Source organism: Paenibacillus cymbidii (assembly GCF_004764705.1).
Lineage (GTDB): Bacteria > Bacillota > Bacilli > Paenibacillales > NBRC-103111 > Paenibacillus_AN > Paenibacillus_AN cymbidii.
In genome coordinates, this window is the sequence record NZ_SHLX01000013.1 from 56,667 (window position 1) to 79,827 (window position 23,161).

Annotated in this window: 15 protein-coding genes; 10 read left to right on the plus strand and 5 right to left on the minus strand. The window is 58.5% G+C overall.

The genetic code is table 11. From position 1 onward, the window contains the following. The gene (locus tag EXY20_RS18625) at positions 1-3,150 is read right to left on the minus strand and encodes an Ig-like domain-containing protein (protein WP_135553612.1); all 3,150 of its coding nucleotides are present in this window, start codon (positions 3,148-3,150) and stop codon (positions 1-3) included. A gap of 371 nt (positions 3,151-3,521) precedes the next feature. Continuing rightward, complete coding sequence (locus tag EXY20_RS18630; protein ID WP_135553613.1) at positions 3,522-3,989, minus strand: RidA family protein; 468 nt, start codon at positions 3,987-3,989, stop codon at positions 3,522-3,524. 221 nt (positions 3,990-4,210) lie between these two features. Between EXY20_RS18630 and katG the strand changes: the two genes are divergently transcribed. From katG to EXY20_RS18645, 3 genes are all read left to right on the plus strand, one after another. Continuing rightward, a complete protein-coding gene (katG, locus tag EXY20_RS18635; protein WP_135553614.1) occupies positions 4,211-6,391 on the plus strand; it encodes a catalase/peroxidase HPI in 2,181 nt (726 codons plus the stop codon). A gap of 589 nt (positions 6,392-6,980) precedes the next feature. Continuing rightward, positions 6,981-8,309 (plus strand): helix-turn-helix transcriptional regulator, encoded by a 1,329-nt coding sequence (locus tag EXY20_RS18640; RefSeq protein ID WP_135553615.1) that lies wholly within the window; start codon positions 6,981-6,983, stop codon positions 8,307-8,309. Further along, positions 8,284-9,090, plus strand: coding sequence for a WYL domain-containing protein (locus EXY20_RS18645; RefSeq protein WP_135553616.1), 807 nt, complete (start codon positions 8,284-8,286; stop codon positions 9,088-9,090). The genes EXY20_RS18640 and EXY20_RS18645 overlap by 26 nt, the downstream gene beginning before the upstream one ends. Positions 9,091-9,094: 4 nt before the next feature. On the opposite strand, the gene EXY20_RS18650 is transcribed toward EXY20_RS18645, so the two are convergent. Both EXY20_RS18650 and EXY20_RS18655 read right to left on the minus strand, forming a co-directional pair. Further along, positions 9,095-10,327, minus strand: a complete 1,233-nt coding sequence (locus EXY20_RS18650; protein ID WP_135553617.1) for a Gfo/Idh/MocA family protein — start codon at positions 10,325-10,327, stop codon at positions 9,095-9,097. Between the two features lie 206 nt (positions 10,328-10,533). Next, positions 10,534-11,331 (minus strand): AraC family transcriptional regulator, encoded by a 798-nt coding sequence (locus EXY20_RS18655; RefSeq protein ID WP_135553618.1) that lies wholly within the window; start codon positions 11,329-11,331, stop codon positions 10,534-10,536. A 172-nt stretch (positions 11,332-11,503) separates the two neighbouring features. On the opposite strand from EXY20_RS18655, the gene EXY20_RS18660 reads away from it, so the two are divergent. The 7 genes from EXY20_RS18660 to EXY20_RS18690 all read left to right on the plus strand — a co-directional run bounded on the left by EXY20_RS18660 (position 11,504) and on the right by EXY20_RS18690 (position 22,140). Beyond that, positions 11,504-13,171: a type 2 periplasmic-binding domain-containing protein gene (locus EXY20_RS18660; RefSeq protein ID WP_167859353.1), complete on the plus strand. Its 1,668-nt coding sequence runs from the start codon at positions 11,504-11,506 to the stop codon at positions 13,169-13,171. Between the two features lie 109 nt (positions 13,172-13,280). Further along, positions 13,281-14,189 (plus strand): ABC transporter permease, encoded by a 909-nt coding sequence (locus tag EXY20_RS18665; RefSeq protein WP_235886087.1) that lies wholly within the window; start codon positions 13,281-13,283, stop codon positions 14,187-14,189. Positions 14,190-14,216: 27 nt separating this feature from the next. Then, on the plus strand, positions 14,217-15,092 hold the full coding sequence (locus tag EXY20_RS18670) for a carbohydrate ABC transporter permease (protein ID WP_135553620.1): 876 nt from the start codon (positions 14,217-14,219) through the stop codon (positions 15,090-15,092). Positions 15,093-15,122: 30 nt separating this feature from the next. Continuing rightward, a complete protein-coding gene (locus tag EXY20_RS18675; protein WP_135553621.1) occupies positions 15,123-16,280 on the plus strand; it encodes a TolB-like translocation protein in 1,158 nt (385 codons plus the stop codon). Between the two features lie 39 nt (positions 16,281-16,319). Further along, positions 16,320-19,259: a glycoside hydrolase family 2 protein gene (locus EXY20_RS18680; protein ID WP_135553622.1), complete on the plus strand. Its 2,940-nt coding sequence runs from the start codon at positions 16,320-16,322 to the stop codon at positions 19,257-19,259. 2 nt (positions 19,260-19,261) lie between these two features. Next, the gene (locus tag EXY20_RS18685) at positions 19,262-20,173 is read left to right on the plus strand and encodes a YitT family protein (protein WP_135553623.1); all 912 of its coding nucleotides are present in this window, start codon (positions 19,262-19,264) and stop codon (positions 20,171-20,173) included. Then, positions 20,170-22,140, plus strand: coding sequence for an alpha/beta hydrolase family protein (locus EXY20_RS18690; RefSeq protein ID WP_135553624.1), 1,971 nt, complete (start codon positions 20,170-20,172; stop codon positions 22,138-22,140). The genes EXY20_RS18685 and EXY20_RS18690 overlap by 4 nt, the downstream gene beginning before the upstream one ends. Before the next feature lie 409 nt (positions 22,141-22,549). Here the strand turns inward: EXY20_RS18690 and EXY20_RS18695 are convergent, their stop codons facing one another. After that, positions 22,550-23,158: an ECF transporter S component gene (locus tag EXY20_RS18695; RefSeq protein WP_135553738.1), complete on the minus strand. Its 609-nt coding sequence runs from the start codon at positions 23,156-23,158 to the stop codon at positions 22,550-22,552. Positions 23,159-23,161: the final 3 nt, after the last annotated feature.

Here is a 23,161-nt window from a genome sequence, read left to right on the forward strand (position 1 = left end):
TTATTGCGACAAACCGATGCCGGGATACGGAGAGGTCGCATCCGAGCGGAAATCGTCGTGCATCGGCGACACCAGCTGCCAGGTGAGCGGATTCGTCGTCGGGTTTTTGCCGGTGTGCGTGCCCGGTTCGATGCAAACGTACAGCGCGTCCGTAGGCTGATAATAGACGTAATCGCCTTCATTGTAATAGATGTGCATATCGGACAGATCCGGCATATTGTACAGATCCGAATAATCGTCCCAACGCTCGACCAAGGTCCAATCGAAATTGGCCGGGAACGTAATGTCCTTGAATACGATCGGAGCCAGAGTGAGGTTGGTCGAGTTCCCCGCCGCGTATACGTTCCCCGTCACGGCGTTGTCGCCGCCGATCGTGTCGATGAAGTCCTTGCTGCCGTCATGGACGTTGTCGTTGAACAGAAGCGGGTTGTGCGTATTGTGGCTGGCGTAGAACAGCCGGTTCTCGTCGGTATGGCCGGGCAGCTCGTCATACTGGTAATTGTACTGCCGGATAATATTATCCTCGAACCTCAATGTCGTCGAATAGTTCGTATCCATATTGTGAATGTAGGACAGTACGCTCCGCCCGTGCGAGAAGTAGTTGTCGTGCACATACACTTCGTCGTTCGGGTCAAGCGTTTCGCCGGTAGCGGCCGTGAACCATAGCTCGAACGTTTTGCTGGCGCCGCCGATGAACACATTGTGGTCGATTTCGGCGCTGCCGCTGCGTTGCGAATACTGGAGACAGCCGTCCTGGAACAAATCGAACGGACTTTTCCAATCGGTTGCGCACATGACGACGACGTTATTGTGAACCTTGACGCCGTCCCCCATGTTGGTCAACTGAATGCCTTCCGTTCCCGTGCGCAGCACGCGGTTGTTGTAAATTTCCAGATTGGTGAACAGATGCTGGTTGTCGGTGGCACCCGTGTTGCCGATATACATCCCTTCCGAGTCGGTATCGTGGATGTACATGTCGTGAATTTTGACGCCGTCCATCGTGGCATCCGGTTTTTTGTCTGTTTTGATCAACAGGCCGGCAAAACCGGAATCGGCCACTTCCATGTAGGACAGCTCGAAGTTCGTCGCATAGTTGCCGATGCTGACGCCGTTGGTATTGCTGCGGCCCACCTCAATGCCGTAGTGGCCCGGGGAATTGGCGTAATCGCCGCCCTTATGGCCGGGATAATTGACATTGCCCGTCTTCAGGTCACTGTCGTATTCGCCGGTCAATATCCAGTTCGATCCTCCGCCGAGCACGACCGAGTATGTGAAGATGCCGGTCACCTTCACCTGCCCGCCGTAATTGGTAATAATAAGCGGCGGTTTGTTGGCTGCGCGCTTAGGCAAACCGTCAAGCTTGAGATACTGATAAGTGCCTGCGGGTATATACAAACGCTCGAGGTTCTCCCAATCGACATCGGGTAAATCTTTTGTAATGTCTCCGAAAAAAATGTCATTATGGCCCTGCACCGGAAGCACATACGACCTGAATTTGGTAATCTCGATTACGACCGATCCCACTACGTTTGAGCCGTCCTGGGCGGTTGCCGTGACGGTTACCGTGCCGTCCGTCACCGCAGACAACAAGCCGGTCGAACTGATGGTGGCGCTGCCGGTTCCGTTCGCGACCGACCAGGTATATGTGCTGTCCGTAGCCGTGTAGGGGAACACTTCGGCCGTCATTTGCAGCGTTTCGCCTTTCAGCACGCTGGTTGCGCCGCCGACGCCCGTTACGGTAATTTGCGTGACCGGAATTGTCGGCGCGTCCTGAATGCCGTTTCCGTTGGCGTCGATCCAGCCGATGATGGCGTATTCCTTCGCCCGATTCGTCATGGAAGCGGCGGAATGCAGGATCAAATACCGCGCCTTCGGCGCAACCGGGCTTCCGCCAACCTCGCTATCCTTGCGCCACGGCGTCGTCGTTCCGGTATTCAGTCCTTGCGCGGTGTTGAAATTGATCGCGATTTCCGTGAACCCGCTGTCATTGACGATGTTCTTGTCATTGTCCCACCACAATTCCTGATAAGGCGTCTGGTTGCCGACGGACGAGGCGCGATATTGGGTCCAGGTCGACGTGATTCTGACCTTGCTCCAATCGGGGCCAAAATCGATATAGCCGTACCGGTTGCTGTAATACGGGCCATCGTTCGTCCCCGCGCCGTCCGTCGGTTTGCCGTAGTTCGCATCGTAGGTCGGTTGACCGTCGAAAGCGTAGTTCATCGGAAAAAACTGACTGCCGGAACCGGTTGTCGTGCCGGCGTCGACGGGAGTAATGAGCTGCAGCACCTCATTGCCCTGCTCGGTCAGCGTCACCTGCTTCGTGCCGGAAACGCCGGATCCGTCCTGTGCTGTCGCCCGCACCGTTACGATGCCGTTCGACACTGCCGTCAGCAGGCCCCCCGCATCGATGGTCGCCCTTCCCGTTCCGTATTCCACCGACCAGGTCACCGCTTGGTCGGTTGCATTGGAGGGCGCAATCGCCGCCGACATCTGCAGCGAGCCGTGGTAGGTATCGATCGAGTCGACTCCGCCTGCCCCCGTCACCGTGATGCCGGTCACCAGCTTCTGGCTCGTGCCGACGATCGCATATTCGCTGGCCCGGTTCGTCATGCCAGAGGGAGACTTCAGCACCAGATACCGCGCCTGGGGCACAATCGGAACGGCATTGGCGTTGGTGTCCATTTTCCACTGCGCCGTTGCAAGGAACGGCAAGCTCTGCGCGCTGTTGAAGTTGAATCTCGTTTCGGTCAGGCCGCTGTCGTTCGTCGTATCCTTGTCGTCATCCCACCAAAGCTGGCTGTACGGGGTATGATTGCCCGCGCTGTAGGGACGATACTTGGTCCAGGTCGACGAAATCCGGATGTCGGCCCAATCCGGTCCGAAATCGATGTACCCGTACCGGTCCGAATAGTAAGGAGCGAAGACGGCTCCGTCATCGCCAACCGGCTCGCCCGTCACTGCATCCCAATGAATGTCCGTGCTGTCAAATGCGTTCTCCATCGGAAAATACGTGCTGTAGGTCGCCGTACCGGCAGCATACGGCGCAATAATCCGGAGCGGCGCGCTTGCCTGCGCCTGTTTCCCTCCGGGCAGCAGAAGCGCCCATACCAACGCAAGACTCAACACTGCACTGCACAACCTCTTCATCACTTTCCTCCTCTAATTGGGGATTAAAAATAAACCGCTTTCACGAAGGAGCCCAACTCCTGTAAAACAAGCCGCAGCCCCATCGACAACCTAAATCATACCAAATGGGATAATGTCCGCCTATGAGGGAATCCAACGATTTCCATTGTTATATTCCAAATTGTATACATTGAATACAAAATAAGAAAAGCTTCTATCGAAGCACTCCGAAGAAGTCGGCCCGGCTTTAGCGGTAACTTTTCATGCCGAATCAGGAAGTTCCGCTCCGAAGCTTATCCTTTCTGATTCTGTTAAAAATGACGATGAGCCTGTTTCCTTCTCCGAGGAAGCAGGCTCATCGTCATTTAACCGCCCTGTCGGGCAGATCCGAACTAAGCTTTGAACGAAACGATCATTTCGACTTCCGTCGACGCGCCGAGCGGCAGCGTATGGATGCCGAGCGCCGCGCGGGCATGGCGGCCGTCATCGCCGAACACGCCGACCAGCACGTCGCTTGCGGCGTTCATGATCGACGGGTGCTCCGTCACATGTTCGGCGCAGCTCAGGTAGCCGGTCACCTTCAGCACTTTGTCCAGCTTGTCGAGACCGATGACGCTATCGAGCGATTCCAGGCAATTGATGATCGACAGGGCGGCCGATTTTTTGCCGTCCTCGATCGAAACGTCGGCGCCGATGCGCCCCTTGTACTGGAGTTCGCCGCTGGCGAAAGCGACGTGCCCCGACACGTACGCGATATGGCCGTCAATGCGGACGCCCATCACCGGACCCGGCGCCTTCGTTCCCGGCGCCGGCTTGTAGCCGGCTTCCGTTTTCAACTGTTCGTACAACTCGCGATTCATTTGTGCTGCCTCCCGCTTGGGTCGATTTAAAGTAGAACGTGGAACGTTGTCCTTAACTAATTATAATACTAGGTTTGCGATCCATTGGACAGGCGAATCTTTCACCGCGTCAATTATCGCCGCACCTTGCCGATGAAAATTAATCCTTGCGCTACCCCTTCTCTTGTATAATGGAATGAGTATGATTCGCTCATTACGATTCATTGACGGGAGAGGTATGGATGGAAACTAAGAATGCCGCCGACGTCGGAAAATGCCCGGTGCATCACGGCAACAACGCGAGTCAAAGGCCAAGCAGCGTGTCGAATCGAGATTGGTGGCCGAATCAGGTAAGCTTGAACCTTCTCCGTCAGCATGACATCAAATCCAACCCGCTCGGCGATGATTTCGACTATGCCGAACAATTCGGCAAGCTGGATTACCAGGCGTTAAAACAAGACCTTCGCACGCTCATGACAGACAGTCAGGACTGGTGGCCGGCCGACTACGGACATTACGGCCCGCTGTTCATCCGGATGGCCTGGCATGCGGCGGGCACATACCGCACGGGGGACGGGCGCGGCGGCGCCGGAAGCGGCTCGCAGCGCTTCGCCCCGCTGGGCAGCTGGCCGGATAACGGCAACCTGGACAAGGCCCGCCGGCTGCTGTGGCCCATCAAGCAAAAATACGGAAACAATATCTCCTGGGCGGACCTGCTCGTTCTGACGGGGAATGTCGCAATCGAATCGATGGGCGGCAAAACATTCGGGTTCGGCGGCGGACGCAAGGACGTCTGGCATCCGGAAGAGGACATTTACTGGGGACCCGAGGCGGAATGGCTGGGCGACAAACGTTACACGGGCGACCGCGAACTGGAGAACCCGCTTGCCGCCGTTCAGATGGGGCTGATTTATGTCAATCCGGAAGGCCCGAACGGCAATCCCGACCCGCTGGGCAGCGGACGCGATATTCGTGAAACCTTCAAGCGCATGGGCATGAACGATGAAGAAACCGTCGCCCTTATCGCCGGCGGCCATACGTTCGGCAAGGCGCACGGCGCAGGGAGCGCCAGCCTCGTCGGCCGCGAGCCGGAAGGCGCTCCGATCGAAGCGCAGGGCCTCGGCTGGCTGAGCGGGCACGGTTCGGGCAAGGGCCGCGACACCATTACGAGCGGCGTCGAAGGGGCCTGGACCGCGAATCCGACACAGTGGGACAACGGCTTCTTCGATCTGCTGTTCGGCTATGAGTGGCAGCTGACGAAGAGCCCGGCAGGCGCCCATCAGTGGGCTCCCGTAAACCCCGCGCCCGAGCATCTCGCGCCGGACGCCGAAGATGCGTCGATTCGCGTACCGACGATCATGACGACAGCGGATATGGCGCTGCGCCTGGATCCCGCTTACGAGAAGATCGCCCGTCGCTACCATGAGCATCCGGAGCAATTCGCCGACGCGTTCGCCCGCGCCTGGTTCAAGCTCACGCACCGCGACATGGGTCCTCGTTCCCGCTATCTGGGGCCGGAAGTCCCCGAGGAGGAGCTAATCTGGCAAGATCCGGTTCCTGCCGGAAACAACAACTTGTCCGCTGCGGAGATCGAAGCGATCAAGACGAAATTGCTGAACGCCGATCTTACCGTCGGCGAACTGGTCGCAACAGCCTGGGCTTCGGCCGGCACATTCCGCGCAACGGATAAACGCGGCGGCGCCAACGGCGCTCGCATTCGCCTCGCCCCGCAGAATGACTGGGAAGCGAACGAACCCGCCCAACTGGCCAAGGTGCTTGCCGTCCTGGAAGCCATTCGGAACGATCTCGGCTCAAGCGTCAGCCTGGCCGATCTCATCGTACTTGGCGGCAGCGCCGCAGTCGAAAAAGCTGCGCGGGATGCAGGCTACGAAGCAACCGTTCCTTTCGCTCCCGGGCGCGGCGACGCCACGCAGGAACAGACCGATCCGGAAAGCTTCGCCGTGCTCGAGCCGGCCGCGGACGGCTTCCGCAACTACCGGAAGCAGCAGGATCGCGCAAACGCGGCGGAACGGCTTGTCGACAGAGCCCATCTGCTGGATCTTACGGCGCCGGAGATGACCGTCCTGGTTGGCGGCATGCGCGTGCTCGGCGCCAACTTCGGCGGCGCCGCACATGGCGTTTTTACGGATCGCGTAGGCACGCTCACCAACGACTTCTTCGTCAACCTGCTCGACATGGGCGTGCAGTGGGCTCCTGTCGGCAACGACGTATATGAAGGCCGCGATCGCAAAACCGGCAAAGTCGTCCGCACCGCAACTACCGTCGACCTTGTATTCGGCTCCAATTCGATTCTGCGCGCCATTGCGGAAGTGTACGCCCAGAACGATAACTGCGAGAAGTTTGTCCGCGACTTTATCGCCGCCTGGGTAAAAGTGATGAATGCAGACCGTTTCGATCTGTAGCGAAGGCTTCGTTCGCAAACCAACTCCCGCTGCGCGCGGGAGTTGGGATTCCGCTCAGCTTTTCCATACCACCTCCGCTCTCCCTGTTTGAACCATCGCCAAGCAGACACGTTGCACCGCCAACCAACAAATTCGCTTTTGTACCGCTCCCGATGAAATCTATTACCCACCTTCGCGTCCTCCATGCGGATGATGCGGTTCGTTTAAAGAGCAGTTGCGGAAGAGGAGCTTGCCGAAAGGCGGCTCCTCTTTTTGGGGTTTGTGCTTTGGCAGGGTTTTCGGAAATAAGCCATTTTTTATGGCCTATTTCGCTAAAAGGGGGCGGTCACTCCGAAATAGCCCATGATTTCGCTGGCTATTTGGCCGAAAACGCCGATTCAGGGCCAGTTCCATCGTAATAGCCAGTGTTTTCGCTGGCTATTTTCGGCGCAGCATGGGAAAACGGGCAAATAGGCCATTTTTTATTGCCTATTCGCCGCTTCTCCCTCCTCGCCTCGTGGAAACCGAATCATTTTTCCCCATTTCCATCCAGACCGGCAGTTGCTACAATAAAACGAGAACGATCAGCCGCATAACGGGAGGAAAACGCGTGGCCCGGGAAAGCTTCGATAAAGAGATCCAGTTTCTGCGCTTGCTGGCGCTGGCCGGGGGCGCGTACTCCAGGCAGCAGTTCGCTTCCCGCCTGGGCATTTCCGTTCACACCTACGACAAAACGCTGCGTTACCTCAAAGACATGAGAGCCTCGCTCGGCCGGCAAACGTTGTCCTCTGCGCAGGAGACCGATTTGACGGACGGCTTCCGCTACAATTATTACGAAACCGCCGACCCGCTGCTGCTTTTTCTGTTTCGCGCCAAAGCGGTCAAAGCGTCGGAAAGCGCCCGGCTCTCCCTCATCGTTGCCCTGCTGCAGGAGCAGGCGCTGACCGCAAGCGAGATTCTCGACGCCTGCAGCGACGGCATGCCGCCCGACCTCCCGTGCCCCGACGAAAAGACGATCCGCGCGGACCTGAAGTATTTGGAGGAAGTGGGCGTGCTTGCGCGTGCGGACGGCGGGCGGCCTTACCGGTACCGGGCGGCCAACGAGCTGATCGACCGGCTGACGGACGAGGAACTGCTCGATCTGTACGATTACGTCGACGTGCTGGCGGGCACGCAAGTGCCGGCCGTGCAGGGCTACTTGCTGCGCGATACGCTGAAGAAGGCGCTGCGGAGGCGCGGCTTCGACGCGGCCGCAACGGAAACCCACCTGTACAAATACCACTACCACTCGCGTATCCTCGACGAAGCGCATCTGTTCCCGATCGCCTCCGCCATTCGCTCGCGACGCATGCTGCATTTCCTGTACCTGTCGCCCAAACGGGGCAAAACGTACGCTTCCAAAAACACCAATCCGCTGTTCGAACGCGACACCGAAGGCAAAACGATCGCCGCGCTGCCGCTCCGGGTCGTCTACGACCACCAATACGGACGCTGGTATTTGATCGGATACAAGAGCGGAGCGGGCACGGTCAGCTACCGGATGGAAGGCATGACGCAGATCGCCGAGGGCGAAGCGGTGCCGGAAGCGGATTTCGCCGCAAGGCAACGCGAGATGGAGCGGCGTACGGAGCGGAGCTGGGTCACCGACACGACTCGTCCGGTCAAGGTCGTCGCCCGGTTCTACAATCCCGAGCGCGCCGGCGCGAACTTCATCCGCGAGCGCGTGGAGGCGCAAGGGCAGTGGGGGACGCTGACGGAAGAGAGCGAAGCGGCGTTTCGTTATGAGATTACGGTCAACGGGACGAGCGAAATCAAGCCGTGGCTGCGCAGCTTCGGCTCGAGCTGCGAAGTGCTGGAGCCCGCCTCGCTGCGCGAGGAGTTCATCGCCGAATGGAAGGAGCTTCGCGCTTATTATGAATCCGTTCGAGAAAATATTTAACTACCAGCTGATCTCCCGCCTGGACGAGTCGAGCGCGATCGCCCTGACGTCGCAGGAGCGGTCCTGGCTGCAGGCGATGCTGGCGCACGAGGCTTCCGCCGACGCCTTCGCCCCCGCCACGCTGGACAAGCTCCGCGAGCTGCTACGCGCCGCCGCTTCCGCCGACTTCCGCGGCATTGTCGCGGAAAAAGCCAAAAGCCGCGAGCGGCAAGTGTACCATCCGCTGCTGCGTCCGCTCCGCCGGCTCATCATGCGCGGCGCGGGCATCCGCATCACCTACCGGATCAAGCACGGGGGCGTGAAAGACGGCCAAGCCGGGCTGCCGCTCAAGCTCGAATACAGCATGGTCAAAAGAGAATGGTATCTGCTCTGGTACCACATGCGCAGCCGCGCGCTTTATGCCACGAAGCTGCAGCATATCGTCGCCGCGGAAGAAACGGCGCTTCCGCCCGAACGGGCCGCCCAACTGAAAACGTGCGCAGCGGCGATGCTGGAGGAGCGGCGGGAGAGCGCCGTGATCGAAGTCGTCCGGCTGTACAACGCCGAGTTGTCCCGCATCCTGTACGCTTTCAGCTGCTTCGACAAATCCGTCGACTACGATGAAGCGACGCACGTCTACCGCGTCCGGGTCCATTATTTGGCCGACGAAAGCGAATTTCTGCTGTCGAAAATCCGCTTCCTCGGCCTGCGGGTCCGCGTGCTCGAAGGCGACCACCTCCGCCGGCGCATGCGGGAATCGGCCGCACGCGCGCTGGAACGCTACGGGATCGGCGACGTCTGATTCCTCAATGCATGGCACAATCCGCTGCGGACAACAGCTCTTCAATGCGGACAGGCCGGAGCTCCAGGATCGATTGGTTGGCAGCGGCTCCGATCAGCAAAGACATGGCGCCGGCTCTTGAGCCTGCTTGTTGGCCCAGCACGTCCGGCACATCCTGCGCGAACAGCATGCGGCGCAGTCGCCGGTCGCCGCCGCCGTGCTCTCCGGAGGATTTGGCCATGCGCAGCGTCGATAATTCGCCGCGGTGATTGTACAGCCGGATCTCGTCCGTCGTATCGGCGCTGCCGGGACCGCTGTACGTCTCCCCTGCCTCCAGGCGTCCCTTTGAGCCGACGAAAGTCGCCCGCCAGCCTTCATAGGGACTGTAAGCATTCAGCGAATACGTCAGCAGCGCCCCGCGGCCGTACTTGACGGCAACCGACATCGTGTCGTAAATATCGATATTGTCGCCGAATACGCATTGATCGCGGTAATATCCATCGTGTCGCTCCGCTCCGAGATAGAACGATTGCGTAAACGCATCCGCCGCGACATCGTAGTAGAACGCGCACGTTGTTTTATGCTCGCACGTTGCGCAACGTTCGCCCCTCGACTCGCGCGTCGGCCCGTAAAATTGCCTGGAGCCGTTCGCAAATACGTACTCCGGCTCGTCGTCCAGCCACCAGTTCACCATGTCAAAATGATGCGTCGACTTGTGAACAAGCAGCCCTCCGCTATTCTCCATCCGCCGGTGCCAGCGGCGAAAATAATCGGCACCATGGCGCGTATCGAGCGACCATTCCAGCGTTACGCCATATACGTCGCCGATCGCTCCTTCCCGAAGCAGCTCTTTGACGCGAACGACATAAGGCATAAACCGGCAGTTGAACGTGACAATCACCCTTTTGCCCGTTCGCCGTTCCGCGTCGAGAATGGCACGGCATTTGGCCGCGTTCGTCGTCATCGGCTTCTCGGCGATAACGTCGCAGCCCGCTTCCAGGGCGCGAATAATGAAGATGTCGTGCAAACTGTCCGGCGTCGTGACGATGACCGCATCCGGCTTCGTCCGTTCGATCATCGCATCGAAATCGCCGAATGCTGGCACGCCTCCGCATTGCTCGCTCATCAATCTCGCGCGTTCAGGATTTGTGTCGCATATGCCTACGAGCGCCGCAACCCCTTGCAGCTCATTGGTCAGTGGACCGCTAAACATGTGATAAGCCCGGCTTCCGGCACCGACGATCGCTATTTTAGTCAATCCGGTTCCTCCTCCTCATTTTCCGCTGCCTCGTCCAAAGCCGCGTACGCTTTTCTCAGAAAAAAATCCCGATATTTCCATATAGTAATCGATTACTTTTCTATGGCTACGAGCATATCATGCCTCTCTCCTGCTGTAAAGATGGCGCTTCTCTTGATGAAGCTTTTCTTTTTTGCTTTTATCGCCGGCCGATGAAGGCCGATTGTCTACCATTCGATGGCTTTATGCTTCCGATAATCGCTGGCGCTCATTTTCATCTTCGTTTTGAACACGTGCGAGAAATGAGACAGGTCGTAATACCCGAGCCGGTTGGCGATCGCCTCGATCGACATTTCGGAGTTGATCAGCAGGGAGCACGCCTTGTTGATGCGCAGATTGTTGTGCAGCGCAATGACTCCGGAGCCGAATTGCTGCTTGGTCAGCTTCTCCAGTTGGGAAGTGCTGATGGAAAACTCCCGGGCAATGCCGTGCAGCGTCACTTTCTCCGACAGATTGCCGCTCAGCAAGTGGAGCAGCTTGTTGCGGAAGTCGATTTGCGCCCGGTTGTCCGAGTCTTCCATGCAAGAGAGCAGGAACTGATCCATCATGCTCGCCATTTTCAATCGGGCGTAAATGGTTTGGTTCTCGATTTCCTTCACCAACTCGGATACGGCGTACAGCAAGTCGGGTTTATTCAGCAGCGTGAAATCCTTGAAGCGATTGCCGAGCAACTCGCTTAACCCGCGGCTGTCCGGCTCCGCATTCAGATCGATGCCGAGCTGCTGGTATCCGTTGTCGGCAGTATGCAGCGAATGTTTCAGCAGAGGCGGGATGACCGCAAGCTGTCCGCGCGAAACGCCGACATGCTGGCCGTTCAGGGCAATAAACACAACGCCGTCGATGACATAGATCAGTTGATAGAAGAGATGGTCATGCTCATGAATGGACCAGCCTCCTCTCCGTAGAAACAGAGTGGCATTCTGGTACGGTTCGGGCAGATCGGTCACAATGGCATTGCCTTTCATCGAAACATCGCCTCATTCGCCTTCTATTGTAGCCGATTATACAAATTGATGATTCGTTCCTCAATGTAAATCAGGGATCGACTTCCGTATAATGAATGATGTAAGCGCAAGCATTGAGTAAAACTCATTATATCGGATCGTGCAAAAAAATACCATCCAGGGGGTAGTGACATTGACGAAAAAAGGGTTGGGCGCGGGGATCGTCTCCGGTTTGGTGACCGCCTCGCTTCTGTTTGCCGGATGCTCGAACGGCAGCGGCGATTCGTCGGGCGCGCCAAGCGCCTCAAGCGCTCCGAGCGCGTCGAATTCGCCGCAGGCATCCGCACAACCGTCGCAAGGGCAGAATACGGCCAAAGCTTCGGATAAGCTGATCACCGTTAAAGGTTGGGCTGCGTTTACCCCCCCGACAGGGTCGGAAGGAGTTTCGACCTACAACGATCATCTCGTCTGGAAGGAGCTCCCGAAGATCACGAACGTGAAGGTGGATTGGACCGCTACAACCGACGATTACAAAACCCAGCTTGGTCTCATTACCGCTTCGGGCAATTTGCCCGACCTGATCGGCCGCATCGATCCGCAGCTTGCTGCCCAGTACGGAAGCCAGGGCGCATTGATGCCGCTGGAAAGCCTGATCAAGCAGCATGCGCCCAATCTGCAGAAGATCTTGAACGACAATCCGCAGATCAAAGCGCAGCTGACAACGCCGGAAGGCCACATCTATTTCTTCCCCCGCCTGCTGTTTGACCCGCGCACGCAGGCATTTAACGGCTTCTTCATTCGCAAGGACTGGCTCGACCGGCTGGGCCTGAAGTCGCCGGATACGACCGACGATTTGTACAATGTGCTGAAAACGTTCAAGGAGAAGGACGCCAACGGCAACGGCCAGAAGGATGAGGTGCCGATGGCCGGCGATCCGCGGCCGCTCATTTGGGCGTTTGGGGTAGGCAGCCGGGGCAACGGCAGCGCCAACGATTTCTTCGTGGAAGGCGGCAAAATCAAATACGGGCCGACCGACCCGCGGTTCAAGGATGCGCTGGCCTACATCAACAAACTGTATACCGAGGGGCTGCTGGACAACGAGTATCTGGGGCAAACCTCGGACAATTATACCGCACGGTTCACGAATGAATTGTCCGGCTTTACCTACGGCTCCCATGCGGGCGTGCTGACCCGGTACAATTCCTTGCTGGAAGGCGCAGGCAAGAAGCCCGGCCTGGCCGGGGTGATCCCGCCGAAGGGCCCGACGGGCGAAAGGAATATCCTGGGCAAGCATACGGAAATCGACCCGGGCGTTGGCGTATCGATCGCCAGCACATCGAAGTACGGCGCGGAACTGGTCAAGATGATGGACTATTTCTATACCAAGGAAGGCAGCTTGCTGCTTTATTTCGGCAAAGAGGGCGTGACGTATACGATGAAGGACGGCGTTCCCGCATACACGGACAAAGTAGCCAAGGATCCCAAGCTGTCGGTGCTGAACTACATGAACGCCTATGTCGGCCAGGTCAGCACATGGGCATCGTCGGTTATTCCCGAACACTACCTTGCGACGATCAGCGATGCGGGCAAGCAGTCGAATGCGGTGACAGTAGCCAATGTCGGCAACAAGAAGCCGCCGCTGCTCAACTTCACCCAGGCCGAGCTCAAGGAAGTGCAGGGGCTGCAGCGCGATATCGATACCTTTGTGGACGAGAATGTGCAGGCGTTCATCCGGGGCAAGCAGCCGATCGGCGACTATGACAAGTTTGTGGCTGGGCTGCAAAAGATCGGCAGCGATAAGCTGCAGAAATTGTACGAAACCGCATATGAACGGTTCTTATCCGTCAAAGGCGGCAAATAATCCGTCCGGGCATCAGGGCATTTCCATCAGGAAGCGAAGCGGTCGGCGGCTCGTCCATGTGGACCGCTGCCGCCCGCTTTCAGGTTGTTGGGAAGGGGAATGAATACCAGTGCGCAGTCCAATTACGCGGGCGCTCATGCGGCATAAAGTGTTGTATTTGTTTCTGCTGCCGGCGTTGTGCTATTACGTCATCTTTCATTACGTTCCGATGTACGGCGCTCTGATCGCGTTTCAGGAGTACAATCCGTTTCGCGGCATGCGGCACAGCGACTGGGTAGGACTGAAGCATTTCGAAAGCTTCGTGCAGTCGATTTACTTTTTCCGGCTTATGCGCAACACGTTCCTGCTGGGGCTGTACAATGTCGTGTTCGGGTTCGCCTTCCCGGTCGCGTTCGCGCTTCTGCTGCGGGAGGCGAAGCATCGCGGCATGCGTACGGTGGCGCAGTCGATCAGTTATTTGCCCCACTTCATCTCTACCGTCGTCATTGCCGGACTGGTGGTAACGTTCCTTTCCCCTTCGACCGGCATGGTCAACAGCTTGATGAAGGCGGCAGGGCTGTCCCCCATCGACTTCATGAGAGAACCTTCGTGGTTTCGCACGATTTATACTTCCTCCGGCATTTGGCAGCATTTGGGGTGGAGCTCCATCATTTATTATGCCTCCTTGTCAAGCATCAGCCCGAGCCTGTACGAAGCGGCAGAAATTGACGGCGCAAGCCGGTGGCGCAAAATACGGCATATCAGCCTTCCGGGTATCCTGCCCACGGTAATCACGATTCTGCTGCTGGATCTGGGCCATGTCATGGAGGTAGGCTTCGAGAAAGTATTCCTGCTGCACAACACGAGCACCTATTCAACCGGAGACGTGCTGAGCACGTACGTGTACAGGGCGGGACTAGTCGACCAGCAGTACAGCTTTGCCGCGGCGGTGGGATTGTTCAATTCCGTGCTTTCCCTTGTGGTGATTGTTTCGTGCAACCGGCTTGCACGCAAACTAAGCGGCTATTCGCTCTGGTAGCACGACACGAAAGCAGGTGAGCGTAAATTGAATCCCCGAATGGGCAAAACGACATTATTCGACGTCGCGGTCTATGCCGTGCTTTTATTGGTATCGCTGGTTTTCGTCTATCCGTTTCTCTATATCCTGGCGGCATCGCTCAGCGACCCGGTACGGGTGTTCAACGATCCGCTGCTGTTGTACCCCAGGGGCTTTACGCTGGAGTCATACGATATTTTGCTCGGCTTCCGCGCGGTATGGACCGGGTACGCCAACAGTACGCTATACACCATCGGCGGGACAGCGCTCAGCACCGCCGTTACGCTGCTGGCGGCCCATTCGCTCTCCCGCAGGGACCTGGCGGGGCGAGGCGCCATCGTGTTCATTGTCGTCTTGACGATGTTCTTCAGCGGCGGCATGATCCCGCTCTTCCTGGTCGTCAAGTCGCTCGGGCTGCTGGATACGAGGTGGGCCATGATCATTCCGACGTTGATGACGACCTGGAACCTGCTTATTGCCAAGTCCTATCTGGAAACGAACGTGCCCGGCGAGCTGCGCGATGCGGCGGAGGTGGACGGGGCGTCGGAAATAACGTTTTTCGCCAGAATCGTACTGCCGCTGTCGAAGCCGATCATTGCGGTGATCGCGCTTTTTTACGGCGCCAGCCAGTGGAACGCCTATTTCGGCGCGCTGATTTATTTGCGCGATCGTTCGCTTTATCCGCTTCAGGTGTTTTTGCGGGAAATACTCATTCTGGATCAGAATAGCGAAATGATGGGGGCGGTGAGCGATAACCGGGCGATGTATGCCCTGACGTTAAAATACGCCATTATGGTCGTCGCTGTGGCTCCGCTGCTGATCGTGTTTCCGTTCGTGCAGCGCTATTTTGTCAAAGGGGTACTGATCGGCGCTCTGAAAGAATAACCATTCATCGGGAATAACAGGAGGAACGACATGTTTGCGATAGATCGCGGTACGGTTGGCGTCAAACGGATTACAGGCGACGACGGCCACTACTTTTACGGGTATTACGACAATCCGGCCTGGCATGTGAGCGACAAGCTTCATTTGTGCCACCGGGTGCAATTCTGGGATCGTCTTCCCGGGCCGGAGGACCGCGCGGAGCTGGGGGTGCTGGATCTGCACGGGGGGTTCCGGGCGGTTGCGGAAACAACGGCCTGGAACTTCCAGCAAGGCTCGATGCTGCAGTGGCATCCGGGATCGCCGGAGGACGAAATTATCTACAATACGAAAGAGAACGGCCGATTCGCAGGCGTCAGGCTGAATATTCGCACCGGCGCCAGACTGTTGCTCGATCGCCCGGTAGCCAACGTGGACGCTGCCGGCAAATACGCGCTGAGCGTCAGCTTCGAACGCATGTTCGATTTCCGTCCCGGTTACGGCTACGCGGGAATAGAGGATCCTCGCTTCGATTCGAACCATCCCGCGGATGACGGCGTGCATCTGGTAGACTTGGCGAATGGAACCGGCAAACTGATTTTATCGCTCGACGATATTTGGAGAATAGTAGAAACCTATTTTCACGGGCAGGACCGCAAAATTCTGATTAATCATATCACCTTCAATACGGACGGCAGCCGGTTTCTTTGTCTGGTCCGCTACTTCCCTCGCGAGGGAGAGAATTGGCAAACGGCGCTCATAACGGCGAATACGGACGGCAGCGATCCGTTCCTGCTTGCCGATTTCGGATATGCTTCCCACTATCACTGGCGCGACAAGGATCACATTCTGATCCATTCGTCGGGACTGCCGGCAAGTCCGGAAGGCCATCAGCTCTATGTGCTGAAGGACAAAACCCGCGAAGTCGCTGCGGTGGATACGCAATTTTTCCGCTTCGACGGCCATTGCAGTTATTCCCCGGATCGGCGGCAAATCTTGTATGACAGCTATCCGGGCAAGGACAGAATGAGGCAGCTGCTCGTCTATGATCTTGAGAGCCGGATGGGGAGCCGGTTGGGCAACTTTTATTCCTATCCGACGGCAGCCGGGGATATTCGCTGCGATCTTCATCCGCGGTGGAACCGTTCCGGCACCGCCATTTCGTTCGATTCCTCGCACGAAGGCCGCCGAAGCGTATATGTGATCGATTGAATCGGGGCTGGCCAATATCGCATACAAGGTGGAAACGACATGACAACTATCGTCTCGCGATCGTTCGAGCTCCGCTATTTCAGCAGCGATCCTGCCGCTGACGGGGAGACGGATTTCAAAGGGCAAACGTCGGTTTTCGATACGGAGCAGCGGGTGGAGTACTTGCGCCAGTATGCCCGGCATGCCCGCCATTTCTTCGGCAATCCGCAATGGAATCGCCTGGCGGTGACCGATGAAGAGGTCGCACGGGTTGCCGCCGCCATCAAGCCGCAGCCGATTCCCGGCATCCGCCGCCACATTACGCTTCGGCAATGGCGGCGGATCGGCAGCAAGGAAGGCAAGCGCGACTTGCGGGAGGCCAGGCTGGCCCACTGGCGCCAATTTTCCGGCGTCATGGTTGAGGAAGGTACGTTATGCCTGACGGAGGATGGCGCACATGCGGAGGTTCGGTTTGACGGGCAATCGTGGCGATTGTGGCTGGAGTGGCGGGTTAAGCATGCTGCCGGCAAAGCGGCGCGGTGCCTGATCGGTCATGCGCTGGAAGCGGGCTGCGACGAACGGGGCCGTCACTATTACCGGACGGATGGAGACAACATCGATTGCGGTCCGGCGGCGGCTGGGCAATGGACGGTCTATAAGGCGGAGATCGATCTGGCGTCAAGCCGGTTCAACTTATGGATCGGCGATCGGCAAGGGGCGGATTTTGCGCCATGGCCTTCGGTCGAACCGGTTGACTCCCTCCGCCTGGAGGGAGGGGCAGGCACGACGTTCGGCGAGTTGCTCGGAATCGGGTTTGCGCCCAAGGAGCTCGAGGAGAATGGGAACGGCGGCGACAAACCGTTTACGATCGCTACCTTCCTGGACGAGCCGTTCGTCGCGCATCCCGATCTGCAGGGGTGGACGACGAAGGCGTATGATGACCGGTTATGGGTACAGACGGACCTTCCCTGCGTTCACGGCGGCGAGCGTTATGCGGGCGAGAGGCTATATTTGCGCAGCGTGGTGGAAACCGGCGATTTCGCGCGCGCTTATCTGAATGTGGAATGTCTGGATCCGGGGGGCGAAATATGGATCAACGGCGAAGTGATTGCCGTTCGCTTCGACCGCCATCCGGGCCGGCTCGACGTCACTCGCTTCCTGTCGAAGACGGAGCCGAATTTGCTATGCGTGAAAGTATTCCCGAACGAAGCGGAGACGAACATGCGGCATACGTCCACCGACCGGCATACCGGCTGGTTCGCGGGGAGAATGTCGCTCGACTTGACCGCGGACCGGCATATCGAGGATGTCTTCGTCCATTGCCGCTCGCTGCACGAGGATCTTGCCGTAGCGCAGGTGCAGCTTACGCTGCGAAACGACAGGCATCCGTCGACCTCGCGGGAAGCGCTGGACAATCTGAGCTTTGCCGGCACGGTGCGGGTACAGTGGACGCCGTGGTTCCCGGACGAGTCGGAAACGGTTGCTGCGGAGATCGGTTTCCCGGTCGAAGTAGAGATGGGCCGAAGCCTCGTCCTGTCGAAAGCGATGCGAATCCCGAATCCGTTGGTCTGGACGCCGGAAAGCCCTTGCTTGTACAAGGTGCGCGTCACGCTCTACGATGAAAGCGGCCATGAGCTGGACGAGTCGGTCGCAACGACGGGGCTTCGTACGGTCGGTCAGGAAGGCGGCGTGTTCCGGATCAACGGCAAGCCGGAAATGATGAACGGTGCGCTGCTGTTCGGATTCCGTTACCCGATCGACAAGATTGCGGCCTGGGATCGCTGTTCGCCGCCGGAGTGGATCGTGCGCGACTTGCTGATGCTGAAGCGCATGAACGGCAATACGGCGCGCATGAGTCATCATAACAGCATGGTCGGCGGGATCAACGACCCGCGATATGCCGAAATCGGCGATCAACTCGGCATTCTGTTTCAATGGGCCACGTCGTCCTGGGTTCGCGACGCGAGTCCGTGGCTGCTCGACTTTGACGGCTTGCCCAAGTATGTCCGGCAAGTGCGGAACCACCCCAGCATCGTCATGTGGCAGCCGGCCAACCACCCGTCCTTCGCCGGCTTCGAGGCGGGCATGCCCTGGTACGAGCGGGTGTACGAGACGCTGATGAAGGAAGATCCGAGCAGGCTGATTGCTCCCTCGGCCAATCTGACCCGCCTCAAAGCGCGCAACGACGACGGGACGCTGGATTACGAGGGGCGAACCGTTCACCCGATTGCGGTATGGACGGCGCCCAATCTGACCAGAGGCAACATGGACGGCGCAACCGGTTACGGCGCGGAATGGAGCGTATTGCGCAAGTGGCCGTTCCCGCCGGAGTGGGAAGGTCAGGACGGCTGGCGGGATCCGACCTACAAAGCCGATTATTTGAACAGTGCGGAACGCGCCTACTTCGAATACGAGAACGAAGAGTCTGTCGGGCAGACGAATTGGACGCTTCACGGCGGCAAGCCGGAATACCGGATCAAGTCGTATGAATGGGACTATGACCGCGGCTCGATCGGGCGCGAGCTTGACTTTTCCGAGTGGGAGGAGAGCCAAGCATGGCAAGCGTTCAGCGCCTATGAGTCGATTCGCAAGAAACGCTGGCTTGGTTATGACGGCTTCGCCTGGTGCACGCTTCGCGGCGGCGGAAACAACGCCACCTATATGAAGCCGCTGACCGATTATTACGGGTACGGAAAAATGGCGTATTACGCCGTCGGCATGGCCTATCAGAAAATGCTGGCGGGAAGCGGCGACGTCGACGTCGTTTACGGCCCCGGCGACGCAATCCGGCCGGTGGTCATTCACACGGGCTCCGCTTGCCGCGTCGATCTGCACATTGCCGTTCTTGACGCTGAACGCAAGGTCGTTGCCGAGCGGCTCTACGCCGATCTGGCGATTCCGGCGGGCAAGACGGTGTCGAAGCTCGATTCCTTCCAGCCGGTTCTGCCTCCAGACGCGTATTACGCGGTGGAATACCGGCTTCTGTCGCGCGGTGATTGACCGTGATCGACGCTGCCAGAGCCGTGCTGGATCGTCATTTGTTCATCACCCACTCGATCATGATTCTAATCGGTGCGGCATTGTTCGCGCTGGCGATCCAGTTGTTCGCCATTCCCAATCAGTTTGTCGAAGGCGGCGCCACGGGCATTGTGCTGCTGCTCCATTATGCATTCGGCTTCAAGCCGTCGTTGACGACGTTTCTCCTGAATATCCCGGTTTTTATTGCAGGCTGGAAGGTGCTGGGGGGGCGTGGAATCGGGTTTTCGGCCATCGGCGCCTGCGGTTTGTCATTCTTCCTCTGGGTGCTGGAGTATTTGCAGCATGAGGGCTGGCTGGTTCCGTTCGTTGCCGGCGACTATTTGCTGGCCGCTTTATACGCCGGTCTGACCAGCGGTCTCGGTCTTGGCTTGATTCTGCGGTACGGGGGGTCGACGGGCGGAACGACACTGCTCGCCCGGATGCTTCATTTATCATTCGGCTGGCATCCGAGCAAAATGATTCTGCTGTTCGACGTCGTCGTCATCGGAGCCGCCGCTCTGTATATCCCGCTGGACAAAGTGCTGTACACATTGGTGATGGTTTACGTGGCTTCCCGCGTCATTCATCTGGTCAACAAGGAACAGTGCCCGGTCAAAGAAATGACGGTATATGCCAAGGCCGGTTCCGAATGGGCGTCGCAGCTGTTCGGCGGTCTCGCTCATGGCTATGCCGTGTTCGAGGTCACATTCGAGCCCGGCGGGCAGCGCATGCAAGCGATCCGCTGCCTGGTTTCCCGTTCGGAATGGTATCGCTTGAGGCGGGAAATCAGGAAAGCGGATCCGGCAGCGATCATGATCGTTCACGATGTGCACGACATGGCGGGGGAACGCCCGCCTTACGCAAGCGACTATAGCCAGGAGGCAGACCCACGATGAACGTGCGTGAATTGGAGCGGTATTCGATTCATCTGCATCAGGTGAAGGATCAGTGGAAGCGGATCGTTTACGAGCTGTCGGAGGAATCGTTCCGACGCGGCAAGACTGAGCGGGAGCACATCCGTACGGTTGAGCGGGTCAGGGAGCGCCAGCGATTTATTCGCTCGGCGTTTCTGTCCTGCATCGGAGGGCTGCCGACGCATGACCCCGGCGTTCCGCAGCAGTCCTTCATTACGGGAGTTGTTCCGCTCGAAGGCTTCCGAATCGAAAAAGTAGTCTTTTCATCGAGGGATGGCGTATGGGTGACGGCCAATCTGTACGTTCCGGACGACCGGAATGGCCCCGGCGGCGCCGTTCTGTTCCTGTGCGGCCATTACGACCGGGCGAAGCATGCTCCCGAATACCAGATGGTTTGCCAATACCTTGTTCAGGCCGGCTTGGTCGTACTGGCGATCGATCCTCCCGGGCAAGGAGAGCGGTTGCAATATGTCGATCAAGCAGGAGCGCCCCGCAGCGGGATCGGCGTCAGCGAGCACGACTACGCGGGAGCCCCGTGCCTGCCGCTCGGCGACTGTCTGGCGCGGTACTTTCTGCACGATGCGATGCGGGCGGTCGATTATTTAATATCCCGGCCCGAGGTCGATCCTTCCCGGATCGGAGTGACCGGCAATTCGGGCGGTGGGCTGCAAACGTCCATGATGATGATGGCGGATCCGCGTATTGCTGCGGCTGCGCCAGGCACCTTTATCATGAGCCGCCAGTCGTATCTGTATGCCGATCAAGCCCAGGATGCGGAGCAGATCTGGCCTTCCTTCAGCGCGAAGGGGCTGGATCACGCGGACATTTTGCTTGCGGTGGCGCCAAAGCCTGTGCTGGTGCTCGCTTGCGCCTACGATTTTTTTCCCATTGAAGGAACGAAGGAAACGGTCGACCACGCGCGGAATTACTGGCGGCTGATGGGCGAAGAGTCGCGGCTCGGCCTGCTGATCGACGATTCGCCGCACCGCTATACGCCTCGTCTGGCGCGGGGAGCGGCCGCATTCCTGGCCGAGCATCTGAACGGCGCGCTGCCGGAGCGCTACGAACCGGCTGCTGCGGTTGTCGATCCGCCGCAGCTCTGGTGCACGGGGCGCGGTCAGGTGCTGATCGACACGGCATTGCCGCAGCCGCAGTTGACGCTTCATGATGAAATCGCGCACCGCGCCCGCCAGCTTCATGCGTCAAGGGAATCGGTCCCGGAGCCGGAGCGCCGGGAGTCGGCGCTGCGTTGGCTGAAGAATGCCATTTACGCCAACCGGCAACCGGTTCCGTTCCATCCCAAACTGCACATGCTGCGCGAGCATGTGCATGAGATCGATGTCGATAACGCGATCTGGTGGTCGCAGAAACGATTGATGAATCATGGCATGCTGTTCCGCGATCACCGGTTTCGCGATATGAACCTTCCGCTCACGCTCGCGGTTTGGGAAGGCGGCACGCAAAGCCTGCAGCGGCACTGGGAATGGATCCGCACGGAATGCCGTTCGGGAAGAAGCGTGATGGTCTTGGACGTCACCGGCTCGGGAGCGCTGCAGCCGGAAACGAACGCCCTGCACGACCCGCTTGCTCTCTTCGGCATGGCGCACAAGCTGGCCGACGATATGATCTGGCTCGGGGACAGCGTGGCCGCGATGCGCGCTTACGATGTCGTCAGGGCGGTGCGGCTGGCGGCTGAGCTGCCGCTGACCGATGGACGGGATGTAACGGTCTACGCTTGCGGTCGTCAAGGCATGTATGCGGAGCTCGCAGCTGCGGTGGAGGACGCGTTCCCGCCGCTTCGCCTGGAGCAGCCGCTGGCCAGCTTGACGGAATGGGTGCAGACGAAATATTACGACCCCCGGGACAGCCGCAGTATTCTGTTGCCGGGTATGCTGCGGTATTTTGACTTGCCCGATCTCAGAAGATGGCGGGATGGTCGTCTGACATAGCAAGTAGAAATTGGGTTCGCTGACATTCCAATACAATGCAAAATTACGTGTCTGCTGGCTGGTTATCCCACCGACTCAAGCTGGCGCGATGGCGAGGGGGCGGTGGTCGACTGAAGGAAGTGTTTGCTGGTTATCCCGTTGGCTCAAGTTGGCGTTTGGGCGTATCGAGTTTGAAGTGTATACCTGAATGGCGTCCCTGCATCGTAGGGGCGCTTTTCTTGAAACGGGATAAAAGCTGCCGATGCTTTTCCACGCCCCATCGCTTGAAATACAAAGGCTTGCTCACGTCATAGCTCAGTTCGTCCGCGCCGGATTGTTCACCTCCATCATACCAAATTTTACCATATACTCAACGATAGATTCGCTCCTTGCTTAACCTGACAACATTGACCCCCGCCCCCCGCCCCGCCTACGGCTCCAGGCCGTACTTGACCTGGTACCGCTGCAAAATGCGCACCCACATCGCGCCGAAGACGGTAAGGAAAAAAACATTGCTGAGCGCATGCGCCAGGTCGAAGTAGAAGCTGGCCGCATAGGCGGCGGCAACGGAGCGCCAGGTGATGTCGGAGAGGTAGCCGAGCACGAACGTCACGTTCATGATCCAGCCGAAAAGAAACCCCCACACGAAGCCGAACGCCGCCCGGCCCCAGGTCAACCTCATGAGCAATGTGTGCCGCAGCAAGCCGGCGGTGAAGCCCATCATGCCCCATCCGAACATCTGCCACGGCGTCCACGGGCCTTGCCCGAAAAACATGTTCGACACGAGCGCCGCCGTCGCCCCGATCAGGAAGCCGGCCTCGGGGCCGAACACAAGCGCCGACGCGATGATCACGAACGAAGTCGGCTTGACGCTCGGCAGCGACGCGAACGGAATACGGCTCGCTGCGGCGAGCGCGGCCATCGCGGCGACCAGCACCAGCTGCCGCGTGCCGAACGATTGGCGCTCGAGCCGCACGTAGAACGGCACGAGCGCGGTGACGACCAGCATCAGGCTGATCAGCAAAAAGTGATCTTCCATCGC

Coding starts and splice junctions, on each gene's coding strand:
- EXY20_RS18625 (WP_135553612.1), bottom strand. CDS start 3,150: ATGAAGAGGTTGTGCAGTGCAGTGTTGAGTCTTGCGTTGGTATGGGCG.
- EXY20_RS18630 (WP_135553613.1), bottom strand. CDS start 3,989: ATGAATCGCGAGTTGTACGAACAGTTGAAAACGGAAGCCGGCTACAAG.
- katG (WP_135553614.1), top strand. CDS start 4,211: ATGGAAACTAAGAATGCCGCCGACGTCGGAAAATGCCCGGTGCATCAC.
- EXY20_RS18645 (WP_135553616.1), top strand. CDS start 8,284: ATGAATCCGTTCGAGAAAATATTTAACTACCAGCTGATCTCCCGCCTG.
- EXY20_RS18655 (WP_135553618.1), bottom strand. CDS start 11,331: ATGAAAGGCAATGCCATTGTGACCGATCTGCCCGAACCGTACCAGAAT.
- EXY20_RS18675 (WP_135553621.1), top strand. CDS start 15,123: ATGTTTGCGATAGATCGCGGTACGGTTGGCGTCAAACGGATTACAGGC.
- EXY20_RS18680 (WP_135553622.1), top strand. CDS start 16,320: ATGACAACTATCGTCTCGCGATCGTTCGAGCTCCGCTATTTCAGCAGC.
- EXY20_RS18690 (WP_135553624.1), top strand. CDS start 20,170: ATGAACGTGCGTGAATTGGAGCGGTATTCGATTCATCTGCATCAGGTG.
- EXY20_RS18695 (WP_135553738.1), bottom strand. CDS start 23,158: ATGGAAGATCACTTTTTGCTGATCAGCCTGATGCTGGTCGTCACCGCG.